Source organism: Paenibacillus sp. FSL k6-2145, assembly GCF_037976585.1.
Classification (GTDB): Bacteria; Bacillota; Bacilli; order Paenibacillales; family Paenibacillaceae; genus Paenibacillus.
Genome location: NZ_CP150267.1, coordinates 1,282,214 through 1,297,400 on the forward strand (window position 1 = coordinate 1,282,214; position 15,187 = coordinate 1,297,400).

General features: G+C 46.5%; 20 protein-coding genes and 1 other annotated feature. Of the genes, 1 reads left to right on the plus strand and 19 read right to left on the minus strand.

Annotated elements, in window-relative coordinates; translation table 11 throughout:
- Positions 1-264: 264 nt before the first annotated feature.
- From NZ043_RS05770 to NZ043_RS05855, 18 genes are all read right to left on the minus strand, one after another.
- Positions 265-885 (minus strand): class I SAM-dependent methyltransferase, encoded by a 621-nt coding sequence (locus NZ043_RS05770; protein WP_036607169.1) that lies wholly within the window; start codon positions 883-885, stop codon positions 265-267.
- Between the two features lie 96 nt (positions 886-981).
- Positions 982-1,341 carry a 50S ribosomal protein L7/L12 gene (gene rplL, locus NZ043_RS05775; protein ID WP_062836176.1) on the minus strand — a complete coding sequence of 120 codons (360 nt, stop codon included), beginning with the start codon at positions 1,339-1,341 and terminating at the stop codon, positions 982-984.
- A gap of 72 nt (positions 1,342-1,413) precedes the next feature.
- On the minus strand, positions 1,414-1,917 hold the full coding sequence (gene rplJ, locus NZ043_RS05780; RefSeq protein WP_062836175.1) for a 50S ribosomal protein L10: 504 nt from the start codon (positions 1,915-1,917) through the stop codon (positions 1,414-1,416).
- A gap of 23 nt (positions 1,918-1,940) precedes the next feature.
- Positions 1,941-2,088: a sequence feature (ribosomal protein L10 leader region), on the minus strand.
- Between the two features lie 68 nt (positions 2,089-2,156).
- Positions 2,157-2,849, minus strand: a complete 693-nt coding sequence (gene rplA / locus NZ043_RS05785) for a 50S ribosomal protein L1 (RefSeq protein WP_017692063.1) — start codon at positions 2,847-2,849, stop codon at positions 2,157-2,159.
- A gap of 94 nt (positions 2,850-2,943) precedes the next feature.
- Positions 2,944-3,369, minus strand: coding sequence for a 50S ribosomal protein L11 (gene rplK / locus NZ043_RS05790; RefSeq protein WP_017692062.1), 426 nt, complete (start codon positions 3,367-3,369; stop codon positions 2,944-2,946).
- A gap of 68 nt (positions 3,370-3,437) precedes the next feature.
- A complete protein-coding gene (nusG, locus tag NZ043_RS05795) occupies positions 3,438-3,971 on the minus strand; it encodes a transcription termination/antitermination protein NusG (protein WP_024633599.1) in 534 nt (177 codons plus the stop codon).
- Between the two features lie 21 nt (positions 3,972-3,992).
- Positions 3,993-4,184 carry a preprotein translocase subunit SecE gene (secE, locus tag NZ043_RS05800; RefSeq protein WP_017692060.1) on the minus strand — a complete coding sequence of 64 codons (192 nt, stop codon included), beginning with the start codon at positions 4,182-4,184 and terminating at the stop codon, positions 3,993-3,995.
- Between the two features lie 17 nt (positions 4,185-4,201).
- A complete protein-coding gene (gene rpmG / locus NZ043_RS05805; protein ID WP_072735843.1) occupies positions 4,202-4,351 on the minus strand; it encodes a 50S ribosomal protein L33 in 150 nt (49 codons plus the stop codon).
- Positions 4,352-4,655: 304 nt separating this feature from the next.
- Positions 4,656-5,300: an RNA polymerase sporulation sigma factor SigH gene (gene sigH / locus NZ043_RS05810; RefSeq protein ID WP_017692059.1), complete on the minus strand. Its 645-nt coding sequence runs from the start codon at positions 5,298-5,300 to the stop codon at positions 4,656-4,658.
- A gap of 171 nt (positions 5,301-5,471) precedes the next feature.
- A complete protein-coding gene (locus tag NZ043_RS05815) occupies positions 5,472-5,993 on the minus strand; it encodes an NYN domain-containing protein (RefSeq protein ID WP_036607162.1) in 522 nt (173 codons plus the stop codon).
- A gap of 5 nt (positions 5,994-5,998) precedes the next feature.
- Positions 5,999-6,745 (minus strand): 23S rRNA (guanosine(2251)-2'-O)-methyltransferase RlmB, encoded by a 747-nt coding sequence (gene rlmB / locus NZ043_RS05820; RefSeq protein WP_017692057.1) that lies wholly within the window; start codon positions 6,743-6,745, stop codon positions 5,999-6,001.
- Between the two features lie 43 nt (positions 6,746-6,788).
- Entirely contained in the window at positions 6,789-7,268 is a 480-nt protein-coding gene (locus NZ043_RS05825) for a ribonuclease III domain-containing protein (RefSeq protein WP_076334124.1), read from the minus strand.
- A complete protein-coding gene (cysS, locus tag NZ043_RS05830; RefSeq protein WP_091020524.1) occupies positions 7,265-8,665 on the minus strand; it encodes a cysteine--tRNA ligase in 1,401 nt (466 codons plus the stop codon). Before cysS ends, NZ043_RS05825 begins: the two co-directional genes overlap by 4 nt.
- 42 nt (positions 8,666-8,707) lie before the next feature.
- Positions 8,708-9,367: a serine O-acetyltransferase gene (gene cysE / locus NZ043_RS05835; protein WP_091039161.1), complete on the minus strand. Its 660-nt coding sequence runs from the start codon at positions 9,365-9,367 to the stop codon at positions 8,708-8,710.
- 542 nt (positions 9,368-9,909) lie between these two features.
- A complete protein-coding gene (gene gltX / locus NZ043_RS05840; RefSeq protein WP_339310971.1) occupies positions 9,910-11,367 on the minus strand; it encodes a glutamate--tRNA ligase in 1,458 nt (485 codons plus the stop codon).
- Positions 11,368-11,400: 33 nt separating this feature from the next.
- Complete coding sequence (gene ispF / locus NZ043_RS05845) at positions 11,401-11,877, minus strand: 2-C-methyl-D-erythritol 2,4-cyclodiphosphate synthase (protein WP_017692052.1); 477 nt, start codon at positions 11,875-11,877, stop codon at positions 11,401-11,403.
- Entirely contained in the window at positions 11,874-12,569 is a 696-nt protein-coding gene (gene ispD / locus NZ043_RS05850; protein WP_091039159.1) for a 2-C-methyl-D-erythritol 4-phosphate cytidylyltransferase, read from the minus strand. The genes ispF and ispD overlap by 4 nt, the downstream gene beginning before the upstream one ends.
- A gap of 82 nt (positions 12,570-12,651) precedes the next feature.
- Positions 12,652-13,737 carry a PIN/TRAM domain-containing protein gene (locus tag NZ043_RS05855; protein ID WP_339310974.1) on the minus strand — a complete coding sequence of 362 codons (1,086 nt, stop codon included), beginning with the start codon at positions 13,735-13,737 and terminating at the stop codon, positions 12,652-12,654.
- 173 nt (positions 13,738-13,910) lie between these two features.
- Between NZ043_RS05855 and NZ043_RS05860 the strand changes: the two genes are divergently transcribed.
- Positions 13,911-14,306 (plus strand): hypothetical protein, encoded by a 396-nt coding sequence (locus NZ043_RS05860; protein ID WP_017692049.1) that lies wholly within the window; start codon positions 13,911-13,913, stop codon positions 14,304-14,306.
- A 126-nt stretch (positions 14,307-14,432) separates the two neighbouring features.
- Here NZ043_RS05860 and pssA read toward each other — a convergent pair whose 3' ends face one another.
- Positions 14,433-15,164, minus strand: a complete 732-nt coding sequence (gene pssA / locus NZ043_RS05865; protein ID WP_017692048.1) for a CDP-diacylglycerol--serine O-phosphatidyltransferase — start codon at positions 15,162-15,164, stop codon at positions 14,433-14,435.
- Positions 15,165-15,187: the final 23 nt, after the last annotated feature.

Below are 15,187 nucleotides of genomic sequence, written 5' to 3' on the forward strand. Positions count from 1 at the left end.
TCGTTCGAAAAAAGAGCAACTTTGATCGGCGGATGTCTTTCCAAATCATTCTTATCCCCAGTTTGCCCAAAATGTACATATTATACGCCAAACGTAGGCATAATAAGCCCGTTCGGCGTAAAAAAAAGGTTGACATTTTTAGTTAGCTAAAGCCAAGTAGGGCATCTTAATACTGACATTTTACAACTATACCACGACCTGAATTTCAAGTCAATAGTCCTATTGCAAAAAAAATGATCCCCTGCTTACTTTACAAACTCGGATTCAGCTTTTAGTAGATACCTCTTCCGATTTCACCGCTTTGAAAATCCGATAGCCTTTATCCTTCGTCACTTCTTCTACTCTTCCAAACAAAGATTCCAATTTCGCTTTCGCTGATGGGGCTCCTTGTTTCTTCTGAATGACAATCCACAACGAACCGCCTACCTTCAGATGGCGATGTGCCTGTTCGAAAATAGTATGAACCGTCTCTTTCCCAGCCCGTATAGGCGGATTGGTTAGTATAACGTCAAAATCTTGCTTTTTTACTTCAGCCAGTAGATTACTTTGTAATACCGTAACATTGTTAATTCCGTTCGCTTTTGCATTTTCCCTGGAAAGTTCAACGGCTCTCTCGTTGATATCGATCATGGTGACATGCCCATCCGGTACAAGTTTGGCTGCTGTAAGACCCATTGGCCCGTATCCACAGCCCACATCGAGAACATGAGCCCCTGATGGCAACTCTATCGCATCAATCAATACTCTGCTGCCATAATCGATTCCGTTTTTGGAAAATACACCGGCGTCCGTCACGAATCGCAGACTGAATCCGCGAAGAACCGCTTCAGTTGCTCTGCGATCATGCGCTACTTGCGGTTTGTCCGAATAATAATGATTGGACATGCCCTCACTCACTTTCCATTTACAATTACAGCAACAAACCCCTTGATATAAGTCAAGGGGTTTGTTGTTTTGTTCATCTAGCTTATAAAAGCTAAATTATTTAACTTCGATTGTAGCGCCAGCTTCTTCAAGCTTAGCTTTAACCGCTTCTGCTTCTTCTTTAGCAACTTTTTCTTTCAGTGCTTTTGGAGCGTTGTCAACCAGTTCTTTTGCTTCTTTCAGGCCAAGACCTGTGATTTCGCGAACTGCTTTGATAACGTTGATTTTGGAAGCACCAGCGTTAGTCAAGATTACGTCGAACTCGGATTGCTCAGCTTCAGCAGAAGCTACTGCACCTGCAGCAGCTACTGGAGCTGCAGCAGTTACGCCGAATTCTTCTTCGATTGCTTTAACAAGATCGTTCAATTCCAGTACAGTCATGCCTTTGATTGCTTCCAAGATTTGCTCTTTACTCATGAGTGAACCTCCATATATAATATTATTTTTTTTAATTCATTTGCCACTTAAGCAGCATTCAGATCAAGTTGCTTACGCGCCTTGTTCTTCTTTTTCCGCAACTGCTTTAACCGCAAGCGCGAAGTTGCGCACTGGCGCTTGAAGCACGCTGAGGAGCATGGAGAGGAGACCATCGCGGGATGGCAGTTCTGCCAATGCTTTAACTTCTTGTACTCCGATTACGCGACCTTCTACAACTGCACCTTTCAATTCCAGTGCATCGTTCTTTTTCGCGAAGTCGTTCAGAATTTTAGCTGGAGCCACAACGTCATCTACGCTGAATGCAATTGCAGTAGGACCTGTAAGAACACTATCGAGTTCTGTCAGTTCTGCTGCTGCAGCTGCACGGCGAAGCAACGAGTTTTTCAGCACTTGGAATTCGATCCCTGCTTCACGAAGTTGCTTACGCAACTCAGTTACTTGGGCAACGTTCAATCCGCGATAGTCAACAACAACAGTTGTAACGCTCTCGCGCAATTTTGCTGTTACTGCATCAACGGACTCTTGTTTTGCTTGAATCACTTTTGCGTTTGCCAATCTGTACACCTCCTGATCAAATTTATCCCATTAAGAAAAGCCTCCGTAGAATCACGAAGGCTTGATATATACTCATCATCGATTTGCATCGTTCTAAGTTCTATAATCACACCTCGGCAGGAAATTAAGCCAAATGGCACCTACTGTCTACGGCAAGCATATTCAAATGTCAACGGTCAGTCACTCGGACTCACAACTTTTATATCTTATCAAAAACAGGACAAGCCTGTCAAGAGATATTATCTAAAAGCTGCTGCGTTCACGCGTGCGCCAGGGCCCATCGTGGAAGAAAGACTAACATTCTTCAGATAAACACCTTTTGCTGCCGCTGGTTTAGCACGATTCAGAGCTTCCATGAGAGCTTTGAAGTTCTCATTAAGTTGCTCAGAAGAGAAAGAAGCTTTACCAATCGGTGCATGAATTTGACCTGCACGATCCAGACGATATTCGATTTTACCGGCTTTAATTTCTTGAACAGCCTTAGTTACATCGAAAGTTACCGTTCCGGCTTTAGGGTTAGGCATCAGACCTTTACCGCCGAGCAGTCGGCCCAATTTACCTACTTCACTCATCATATCTGGTGTCGCTACGCAGACGTCGAATTCGAACCAGCCTTGTTGGATTTTGTTGATCATGTCTGCATCACCAACATAGTCCGCGCCAGCCGCTTCCGCTTCTTTCGCTTTGTCACCTTTTGCAAATACCAATACGCGTTGTGTTTTACCTGTGCCGTGTGGCAAGACAACAACACCACGTACAGCCTGGTCTTGCTTACGAGGGTCTACGCCCAAACGAACTGCTGCTTCGATTGTTTCATCAAATTTTGCAGTAGCTGCCTTTTTCACAAGCTCTACAGCTTCTGAAGGCTCGTAAGTTGCTTCGCTGTCAATCAGCTTAGCAGCTTCCAGGTATTTTTTACCGTGTTTAGCCATGTTTTATTCCTCCTTTGTGGTGTTAGCGGATATACCTCCCACATCAACCGGTCGCGAATCGACCGGTTTTACGAAGCCATGTTTCTTATGAAAATTAGTCTTCGATGGTGATACCCATGCTGCGGGCAGTACCTTCGACCATACGCATAGCGGACTCAACGTCTGCTGCATTCAGGTCAGGCATTTTTGTTTCTGCGATTTGACGTACCGCATCACGTTTAACAGTAGCAACTTTTTTCTTGTTCGGTTCGCCGGATCCTTTTTCAACTTTAGCTGCCACTTTCAACAGAACTGCTGCTGGTGGAGTTTTAGTGATGAAAGTAAAGGAACGGTCCTCGAATACAGAAATTTCAACTGGAATAATCAATCCCGCTTGATCAGCTGTACGAGCGTTGAATTCTTTACAGAATGCCATGATGTTGACACCTGCTTGACCCAAAGCTGGACCTACTGGTGGTGCTGGGTTTGCTTTACCTGCTGGAATCTGCAGTTTTACCATTTTAATAACTTTTTTCGCCATGATTGACACCTCCTTGCAAAATAGTGGTTAACGGGTTTTTCAACCCTCCCACAAGAAACTTGAAGAGACTATATCTTCTCCACTTGCGTGTATTCCAACTCAAGCGGTGTTTCCCGTCCAAACATGTTCACGTGCACTTTCAACTTGCTTTTGTCTACCAAAATTTCTTCCACGGAGCCTACGAAATTCGCAAAAGGGCCGACTTTAATACGTACGGATTCCTTAATATCGAACTCAATTTTCGGCTTAGGTTCAACCATACCCATGTGCTTCAGAATTTGTTCCACTTCTTCAGGCAACAATGCAGTTGGTTTGGACCCAGAACCTGTCGAACCGACAAATCCTGTAACACCTGGTGTGTTGCGAACAACATACCAAGAATCATCCGTCTGTACCATTTCCACCAAGACATAACCAGGGTAAACTTTACGCATAACGGTTTTTTTCTTACCGTCCTTGTTTACCACTTCTTCTTCCATAGGAACAAGAACGCGGAATATCTTGTCTTCCATGCCCATAGACTCTACGCGTTTTTCCAAATTGGCTTTGACCTTGTTCTCATACCCTGAATAGGTATGAACGACGTACCATCTTTTTTCCATATCAAGCCACCGGAACCCTTCTTAAATAATCGCTTCGATCACAAAGGAGATGCCAATGTCAATGACCCAAAAAAACAGCGTCATAACCACAACAGTACCAAGTACGATCAATGTGTAGTTGGTCAGCTCTTTACGATTAGGCCAGCGAACTTTTTTAAGTTCAGCCCAGCTTTCTGAGAAAAAGGAAATCAGAGATTTGAAACTTCGTTTCACGCCGACACCTCCAAAAACTATCTGGTTTCGCGATGAGAAGTCTGCTCGTTACAAAACTTGCAAAATTTCTTCATCTCCATGCGGTCGGGGTGATTACGCTTGTTTTTTGTCGTAGTGTAATTTCTTTGTTTGCAGTTAGTACAAGCCAAAGTAATAATTACCCGCATGATGTACACCTCCCGAAGACTTCCACATTCAAGCAGAGTCTCTAAATTGATCCTGAAAAAAAGCCATAAATTTAGGCCTACCTAAAACACTTTATCACAAGGGTATAACCGTGTCAATGAAAGAATAGCCTTTCATTCATTGGGTATTACTTCCGTACAACGTACATTCGTTTCTCATCTCTGTTTTTCTCTTCTCCTGCATGGACCGAGCGATTACTAGTATGAACATTCTTAGATTTTATAAACTTGAGACACTAAAAAAAGACTCAAACACCGAGCCTTTTCCGTCAACGACAACATGTGTTTAATTATCTCGAACTTCCAGGTACTTTTCAAGTTTGCGCTTGACGCGCTGAAGTGCATTATCAATGGACTTCACATGTCTGTCCAAATCTACTGCAATCTCTTGATAAGATCTCCCGTCCAGATACAACATCAATACTTTACGTTCCAGATCACTCAGAATCTCGGACATTTTATCTTCCAGGCCCACAAACTCTTCCTGATTGATGATAAGTTCTTCCGGATCACTGACCTGGGTTCCACAAATCACATCGAGTAACGTACGATCAGACTCTTCGTCATAAATAGGCTTGTCCAGAGATACATAAGAATTAAGCGGAATATGCTTCTGACGTGTTGCTGTCTTAATCGCCGTGATGATCTGTCTTGTGATACACAGTTCGGCAAAAGCCTTGAACGAAGCCAGCTTGTCCCCTTTGAAATCTCGAATGGATTTGTAGAGGCCAATCATTCCTTCTTGAATAATATCTTCCCGGTCTGCCCCAATCAGAAAATAAGATCTTGCCTTGGCGCGTACAAAGTTACGATATTTGTTAATTAGAAACTCTAACGCTTCGCTTTCGCCTTCACGGAAAGCTTCGACAATGTCTTCGTCACTTTGGTAATCATACTTGGATAACATGATATCTTTGAGGTCGACACTCACAGACAATCCCTCCGGCTGCAACGCAAGGTACCCCGTTACTCTACTCTATGAAATATAGGATCAGTATATATGATGGTACCTCACACCGTCAACCACGCTCTGCCTAAAAAAGAACATCAATAACATAAATGTCAAGAGTTTCAATATTCTAAATTTTGTAAAAACGCACTGTTATTCCCGGCGCCATCGCTCAAACTCTTTTAATACATCCGGACTCAACTTGCCCCCAAGTGTGTTACGCGTGGTCTTCGCCTGATCTTCTTCCAGTCGTTTTTTTAATTCTTTTTCGTTCTGCTCAACTTCAATTAGCAATTCCCTTGCAGATACACGCAGCGCTCCTTGTCCAAAAATGACATGTTGCTCTACCATATCGCTCGTAGCTACATAGATTTGGCGTCTTCGCATGCTTAGTTCCCGAACGAGTCTCTCAATGCATTCGTCTGCCGTCTCTTTTTCCTTTGTAAAATAGATCTGCACTTTGCTCTGAGTAAAGGATTTACCGAGTCCAGGCACGAGGTAGGCGTCAAACACAACAATGACCCGACGGCCGGAGAAAGCCTGGTAGTCTGCAAGACGAAAGAGCAGCCTGTTACGCGCCTCTTCGAGCCCACTTTCCGCCAGTTTGGTTAATTCCGGCCAGTCACCAATCATGTTGTACCCGTCTACAAGAAGCACATCACGGGAATCAGCCATACCTTCTATTCCTGCGCTTGACGCGAGCGGAGCACTTCATACATGACAACACCCGCTGCCACGGAAGCATTCAGGGAATTAATCTGACCTTGCATCGGTAATTTGATCAGCACGTCGCATTTCTCGCGAATAAGTCGTCCCATTCCCTTGTTCTCATTTCCGATTACCAATGCCACAGGACCAGTAAAGACTCCATTACCAAAGACACCTTCATGAGCCGTGACATCTGTCCCTACAACCCATACACCTTCCTCTTTGAGGCGATCGATGGTCTGACCAAGATTACTTACACGAGCCACTGGCACGTACTCCACGGCGCCTGCTGACGTTTTGGATACCGTCACGGTTACTGCTGCCGAACGACGTTTGGGTACAATAACGCCATGTGCACCCGTGCAATCTGCTGTCCGCAAAATTGACCCCAGGTTATGAGGATCTTCAATCTCATCCAGCAGAATCAGGAAAGGATGCTCATTCTTCGCTTTTGCTGCGGCAAGAATGTCTTCTACCTCAACATAAGCGTAAGGTGCAGCTTGTGCAACTACCCCCTGATGCTGAATGCCTGGTACCGTTTGATCCAGCTTACGCTTGTCCACGTGTTGAATGACAATACCTAGTTTTTTAGCTTCTGAGATAATAGGTTGAGTCAGATGTTTCTGTGCTGTATCGGCAATCCATATTTTATTAATGGTCCGGCCTGAACGCAGCGCCTCCGTCACGGAGTGTTTACCGGCGATCCATTCTTCTTCCATCGTTGTTCGATCCTCTCTGTAATGCGTTGTTTTGTTGAAATTTCTATTTTTTTGTCGGTGATGGCGATTGTTGTTCCGCGTGCTCAATGCCATGCCCGATCAGTTCAATCATGCGATCATGATGACCACTACTGTAGAGGTAACCAATGAGACATTCAAAAGCCGTGGCATGTCTGTACTCCAACACATCTGCATTTTTGGGTACACTACCCGACTTGGCATTCCGCCCTTGCCGGACGATATCCCGTTCTTCCTCTGTCAGTTCAGCCTCAATCGTTGTAAGTATGCGGCTCTGTGCCTTCGCTGATACCAGCCCTGTTGCACTACGGTGCAAATGATTGGGACGCATGTTGGCTTTCGACAACAGATATTGACGAACAGCTACCTCATAAACCGCATCACCAATATAGGCCAGTGCAATAGGTGGAATCAACCTCGCAGGTCTGGAAGGAGGATATGGGAACCATCCTCCCTCTGTGACCTGCTCCTGTTGTTTTGGTGTATTTGGATGTCCTTCGCTCATTTGCGCCGCCATCTCATGCCCTGCGCCGTATCTTCAAGCAGAATGCCACGTGCAGACAATTCATCGCGAATTTCATCCGCTCTTGCCCAGTTTTTGGACTTGCGTGCTTCTACACGCTCTTCAATCAGACGTTCTACTTCCTCATCCAGAAGTTCTGGCTCTGCGTCAGTATAAATGCGCAGTACAGCATTCAATTCACTGAACAATTCGAGGAGCGCGCGAATGTCTGCCGCATTAACTACTTCTTGCTGCAACAGTTGGTTGGCTTCCCCTGCCCACTCAAACATCGCAGTAATTGCATCAGGAGTATTGAAATCATCCTGCATCTTCTCGTGATATTGTTGACGAATTTGGTCGAGTCTTGCCGCAAACTCTGCTGTGATATCCTGATCAACAGTTACTGCATTCAGACGATGGTTCAGGTTACCTACCGCATTCGCAATCCGGTCCACACTGTTCTGTGCCTGCTCCATCGTATCATCCGTGAAGTTCAATGGGTTGCGATAGTGGGTAGACAACATGAAATAACGAATCGCTTCGCGTTTATATTGATTCCGCAAGTCTTTAACAAGAACACCATTACCGAGTGATTTTGACATCTTCTCGTTATCAATCCGGATGAATCCATTATGCATCCAGTAGTTCGCAAGTGGTTTACCTGTTAATACCTCGGATTGGGCGCATTCGCACTCATGGTGCGGGAACTGCAAATCCTGTCCACCCCCGTGAATGTCCAGTGTATCCCCAAGGTACTCCCGAGCCATGGCGGAGCATTCAATATGCCAGCCTGGTCGACCATCGCCCCAAGGACTGGACCAATAGATCTCACCTGGTTTGGCAGCCTTCCAGAGCACAAAATCTTCGGGATGCTCTTTGCGCTCGTCTACACCCACACGGATTCCGAACTGCAGCTCCTGCAGGTTTTGTTTCGAAAGTTTGCCATATTCGCTGAATTTGCCTGTACGATAATAGACGTCACCGCCATTTTCATACGCAAATCCTTTTTCAACGAGCTCACGGATAAAATCAATGATCAGCGGCATGTTTTCCGTTACTCTCGGATTACTGCTCGCCTTGGGAATACCCAATCCCTCAAGGTCTTCATAATAGGCAGCAATAAATTTCTCAGCCACGTGAGGAACGTCTGTTCCAAGTTGTTCTGCTTTGCGAATCAGCTTATCGTCCACATCCGTGAAGTTCACCACATAGTTCACATCATGTCCTGTCTGTTCCAGGTATCCACGAACCGTGTCGAAAAAGATAACCGGGCGTGCATTCCCGATATGAATGTAGTCATATACCGTTGGTCCGCAGACATACATTTTTACTTTCCCTGGCTCTTGGGGAACAAATTCCTCTTTGGTACGACTCATCGTATTATAAATCTGAAGCGTCATGGTCACTTATCCTTTCATCCTATACTGCCTTTATTTATTGTATCACGTATCACGCACAGTCTCATTTTCACGGGCATTCTGCAGTGTACGTACTTCTTCCTGCAATCGTTCGAGTTCTTTTTGCATACTGCGCAAGGAGTCAACGACCGGATCGGGCAATTGCTGACTGAGGCGATCTACCCGTCGGCCATCCTGTTTTACAATTCTGCCCGGTATACCTACCACGGTACTATTGGAAGGGACCTCCTTAAGCACAACGGAGTTCGCACCAATGTTGCATTGATCCCCCACGCTAAATGAACCCAGCACCTTTGCTCCGGATGAGATAACCACATTATTACCAATGGTCGGATGTCTCTTTCCTTTTTCTTTCCCTGTTCCGCCAAGAGTAACCCCCTGGTAGATAACAACATCGTCGCCAATCTCACATGTTTCTCCAATAACGACGCCCATTCCATGGTCAATAAACAACCGATTTCCGATCGTAGCTCCAGGATGTATCTCGATTCCTGTCATAAATCGACTAACCTGCGAAATGAACCTGGCAACCGAGAACCATCTTCGCTTGTATAAAAAATGAGCGATCCGGTGTGCCCATATCGCATGCAGCCCTGAGTAGGTAAATACCACCTCAAACCAACCTCGGGCCGCCGGATCGTTTTCAAACACCACCTGGATATCTGATCTGATCTTCTTGAACATGCTCGTTCCCCTCTTGTTCAGGTTCCCGTCCTCCGGCTTACCGGACGGCGCGTTCCTTGGTAGTGTACTGCACACTCGCCTAAACAAAAAAACGCCCCTGCAGCATTTAGCTGCAGAGGCGTTTATCGCGGTCCCACTCTGCTCGGTTCATTCTTAAATAGAATAAGCCCTCAAGCGGTTTGGTAACGGAAACCAATCGTCACAACCTATCCTAACGTTTTCCTATGTCATGATCGACAAAGGCGGGGCTGGATTCGGCTGTGCAGCTCACGGGCGCATTTCGACTGATGGACAGTGGATGGTTCACAGCCACCGCAACCAAAGAAATCTTTCTTTGCTGCGGGACCATCCTCTCTGAATCTGTCCGGGTCAGTCTACTCCTCCCGATCTTTGCTGTTCTATTAGATAAATCATATCAATTATTCGTTGTGTTGTTATTATAGCGAAAAGGCCTCAGACTGACAACAGCCTCCTACGTAATCCATACATCATAGGACTGTGTTCAGATTCCAAATAAATAAACGGAATGTCCTCGAATAAGCTTATTTTACTTGCGCAAGCAAACGTTCGATCACCGTATCACGACCCAGAAGCACGATCGTTTGGTTCAGATCCCGTCCATGCGTCTGTCCAGTCAAGGCTACACGAATTGGCATAAAGAGCTGTTTGCCTTTAAAGCCGGTTTCTTTCTGTACTTCCTTGATCAATGCAGCCATTTTGCTTGGAGTAAACTCTTCGCTCGCCTGTACTTTATCCGCAAATGCCTTCAGTACGGTTGGCACCTGCTCCTCCGCAAGCACTGCTTCTCCTTCACTTTCAAGCTCCAGATTGGAACGGAAGAATACTTCCGACAATTCGACAATATCGGAGGCAGAATTCATTTGCTCCTGGTACAGGTGTACCAAAGTATACGCCCATTCTTTTTGTTCAGCAGACAGCTCGGAAGAAATACGTCCAGCCTTTTGCAGATGCGGAATAGCCATTTCGGCAATACGTTCCGGGTCAGCATGTTTGATATAGTGGTTGTTCAAGTGAGCCAGCTTGTGGGTATCAAATACCGCCGGGCTCTTGGACAGACGTTTCGTATCAAAAATGGAGATCAGCTGCTCTTGCGAGAAGATTTCTTCCTCCCCTTCCGGCGACCAGCCAAGCAGGGAAATGAAGTTAAACATCGCTTCAGGCAAATAGCCGAGCTGATCATACTGCTCAATAAACTGAATGACGGATTCATCCCGTTTACTCAGCTTCTTGTGATTTTCATTCACGATCAGCGTCATATGACCGAATTGCGGTGGCTCCCAGCCAAGCGCTTCATAGATCATCATTTGACGCGGCGTGTTTGAGATGTGATCTTCCCCACGCAGGACGTGGGAGATCTTCATCAAGTGATCATCCACAGCAACGGCATAGTTGTATGTGGGAATGCCGTCTTTTTTCACAATGACGAAGTCACCGGATTCCTTGCTGTTGAACGAGATTGTACCTTTAACCATGTCATCAAACGTATATGTGCGCTCTTCCGGCACACGGAAACGAATACTCGCTACGCGGCCTTCCGCTTCAAACGCACTAATTTGCTCTGGAGTCAGGTCACGGTGTTTGCCAGAATAACGCGGTGTTTCTCCACGTGCTGACTGTTCCTCGCGCTCTTGCTCCAATTCTTCTTCCGTGCAGAAACAACGGTAAGCCAGACCTTTATCCAGCAATTCCTGCGTATATTTACGATAGAGGTCCAGACGTTCCGTTTGACGGTATGGTCCGTATTCTCCGCCCACGTCAATACTTTCGTCCCACTCGATTCCGAGCCATTTCAGGTATTTCAGTTGGCTTTCTTCACCACCAGCAATATTCCGTTTCACGTCTGTATCTTCAATACGAATAATGAATTTACCGTTATTATGTTTGGCATATAAATAGTTAAACAACGCCGTACGGGCATTCCCGATATGCAGGTGTCCCGTTGGGCTCGGCGCGTAACGCACACGAATTTCCGTGCTCATATGATCCCCTCCGTCACTAATTGATTGATGATATCACACACGTACAAGGCAAACAACGGATTGAGCGGCAATGCCCTCTCCCCGTCCCGGGAATCCCAGTTGCTCTGTCGTTGTTGCTTTCACGTTCACCTGTGTTACATCCGCTTCGAGTGCTTTGGCAATAACCTCAGCCATCTGTGGAATGTAAGGAGCCATCTTCGGCTTTTGGGCAATAATCGTTGAGTCGATATTCCCTAGCTTATACCCGCGATCCTTCACAAGCTGCCATACATGCTCCAGCAATTTCAGGCTGTCGGCATCTTTGAATTCCGGATCGGTATCCGGGAAGTGCTTGCCAATATCTCCAAGTGCCAGCGCACCCAAAATGGCATCACTAATCGCGTGTAACAGCACGTCTGCGTCCGAGTGACCCAGCAGTCCTTTTTCATAAGGAATCGTTACTCCGCCAATAATACACGGGCGTCCCTCTACCAGCTGATGTACATCAAATCCCTGTCCTACACGTATCATCGCTTCTTCTCTCCCCCCAGCAAAAACGCAGCGTATTGCAAATCTTCCGGCGTTGTTAATTTGATATTAGTATAATTGCCTTCCACAACCTTGACCGACATTCCCTGACGTTCAGCCAGCATGGCGTCATCTGTCCCCAGAAATCCGTCCTGCTCGGCTGATTCGTAGGCGGAGAGCAGGGAGGAAAGACGAAAAGCCTGCGGGGTTTGAATGCTCCACAGACTGCTGCGGTCTGGCGTCGCCGTAACGACTCCTTCCGCATTCACTTGTTTGATCGTATCCTTCACGGGAACCGCCAGTACAGCTGCTCCACCACCGGATATGGCGGCCGCCATGCATCCCTTGATCTGCTCATGGTTCACAAAAGGACGTACCCCGTCGTGAACGAGAACCCAATCCGTCCCAAGTGCCTCAAGGCCTTTATGGACAGAATGTTGTCTCTCTTTCCCTCCGGGGATAACACGGACACGTGAATCCAGTTGGTATTCTTTTACCCAATCCTGGCAGCGTTCAACATCTGCGGCTCCTGTGACCAGCACCATCTCGCGGATCTCGTCCAGCGCAGCAAATACCTCAAGCGTATGTATGAAAACGGGCTTGTCCTGCAGCAACAGAAACTGTTTACTTTCGGTCGTCCCCATCCGGGTTCCGCGACCTGCTGCCACAATGACAACGCCCCACCCTTTATCCATGCCGCAATCCCTGCCTTGTCTGTCAGTTTATCGTCCAAAGATATACAATATCATTCAACGATACACTACCCATCATACCGCTTTATTGGGCTTTTTCCAACAGTTTCGGCTTGGCAAAAATCATTCGCCCCGCTGAAGTCTGCAGCACACTGGTCACCAGCACTTCCATCATCATGCCGATATACTCGCGTCCGCCCTCCACAACGATCATTGTGCCATCATCCAGATAGGCTACACCTTGACCATGCTCCTTACCATCCTTGATGATCTGCACCATGATCTCCTCACCTGGCAGAACAACTGGCTTAACCGCATTGGCGAGATCATTAATGTTCAACACAGATACGCCCTGAAGTTCGCACACTTTGTTCAGGTTAAAGTCATTGGTGACCACTTTACCCTGAAGCACTTTAGCCAATTTAACCAGTTTGCTGTCCACCTCGGAGATTTCCTCGAAATCCCCCTCGTAGATCAGGACTTTTACATCAAGTTCCTTCTGGATTTTGTTCAAAATGTCCAGTCCACGCCGTCCTCTGTTCCGCTTGAGCAGATCCGATGAATCGGCAATGTGCTGTAACTCCTCCAGAACAAATTCCGGAATTACGATCGTGCCTTCAATAAATCCGGTTTTGCATATATCAGCGATACGCCCATCAATAATAACACTGGTATCCAGAATTTTATGTTCTTCCATCCGTCTATCCTCGTCCACCTCGGGATGACCCCATCGTCCAGACATCCAGAAGGCCCCCAGATCGTCTTTCTTTGCCATGGCAAGGGCATAACCGGAATAAGCACTAATCACCGTCAGCGCCACTTGCAGCACTTCTCCTGCCGTCCCCATCCATCTCACAACAGGGTAGAGCAACAAAGCCACCAGCAACCCAGCAACGGTACCTGCGGCACCTGCAGCCAATTCGTTCATAGGTACTTTCGCCAATGAATTGATCCCACTATGCAGCCTGTCTGCCATCAATGTTCCACCAATATTACATACAGCCATAAACATTACAGCTCCCAGCAGCGTTGATATACCAGCTCCCAGTAATCCTGCTGACTGAATCCACTCAGTTATCCATGGGACCGATTTTCCTGCCAGATGATATGCCGTGTAGCCGAACCATGCACCGCACAATCCTGTAAAAGTTAAAATGCCTTTTTTCCACATTAGTCCCTGCACCTCCTTCAATGTATCTCGATCTTTATATCCAGTATGATCCAATTCCTGAATTGCTAATCCCATCTGGAAGAACTTTTTGGAAATGTTGCAATCGTCAGTTGAAAGTAGGTAAATTATTGGCATATAATGAATTCAATTCATATCCCGAGGTGAGTGGCAAAATGAGTACGCTAAGTTTACAGGCTTTCCAGGATCAAGTTTCTGAACTGTTGCTGCGTCATCGCAGCCTGATTGATGTACTGTCCAAAACGGGACAAGCCGGAGCGTCTGTTAACCGTGCCGTGTCCAAAGCCATTACCGAATGCGGCTGCATCGAGCTGCACGCCACCAAGCAGAAATATGCCCCGGAGAGCGATATCGCTCAAACCAAGGGCCTGCTGGAAACGCATGTGGAAGGTGAGTTGTGTGAGAACTGCAGAGAGGTCATCAGCTCTGAGCTAGGGCGGAACCTGTTCTACATGTCGGCTCTCTGTAATCTACTGGACATTAACATGGAAGAGGTCGTAAATCACGAATCACAGAAGTGTTCAACGTTAGGGATGTTTAATCTGTCGTAAGAAGATATGCATGTCGTCCGCAAGGGTTTCTTTTACTGTAAATAGATCTGAATAAACAAAAAGCACGCATTCTCCAGTTCAGGAGAGTACGTGCTTTCTTTGTATAGTGTCTGTCCCCAAGGCGACTTAACGATCGGAAGGACGGGAAGATTTCTCATCCTTGCGCTTTTTCGCCCGACTACGCGAGGCCGCTGTTCGCACATTATGCTTCATTCCATACAGGGCGTATAACACCAGCGGAATAAAGATCAATTTGGATAACTGCTCCGGAAAAATAACGGCTACGGCTATGGCAAATAACACAACCCACGGTGCAATCCAGATTGCCTTGCGTGGCAAACCGACCTTTTTGAAATTGGGATATTTAAGCGAACTCACCATCAGATACGATAACAGCAATGTAGCAATCATCATGCTAACCGGGCCAATATCCTTATTGAACAAGGACAGTGTAGCCAGCACCCCACCGGCTGCGGGAATCGGCAGACCTGTGAAGTAACCGGGGATTCCCGGACGAACATTAAACCGAGCAAGACGAATGGCTCCACAGATCGGAAAAGCCGCTGTTGCGATCCAGGCGAGGATCGGCATCGAATCTTGAAACGACACCATAAATATGATCAGGGCTGGTGCTGCACCAAAAGAAACCATGTCAGACAAGGAATCAAGTTCCTTGCCGAATTCGCTTTGGGCATTGAGTGCACGTGCCACTCGGCCATCCAGACCATCCAGCAGCATCGCTACAATGACCATAATGGCAGCCAAACTGTAATTCCCATCAATCGCAAGCAAAATTGCCATCATTCCAAGAAACAGATTACCCAGGGTAAAGAGATTCGGAATGAATCTGGTTAGCATCGTTGTTTCACCTCATCCATTTC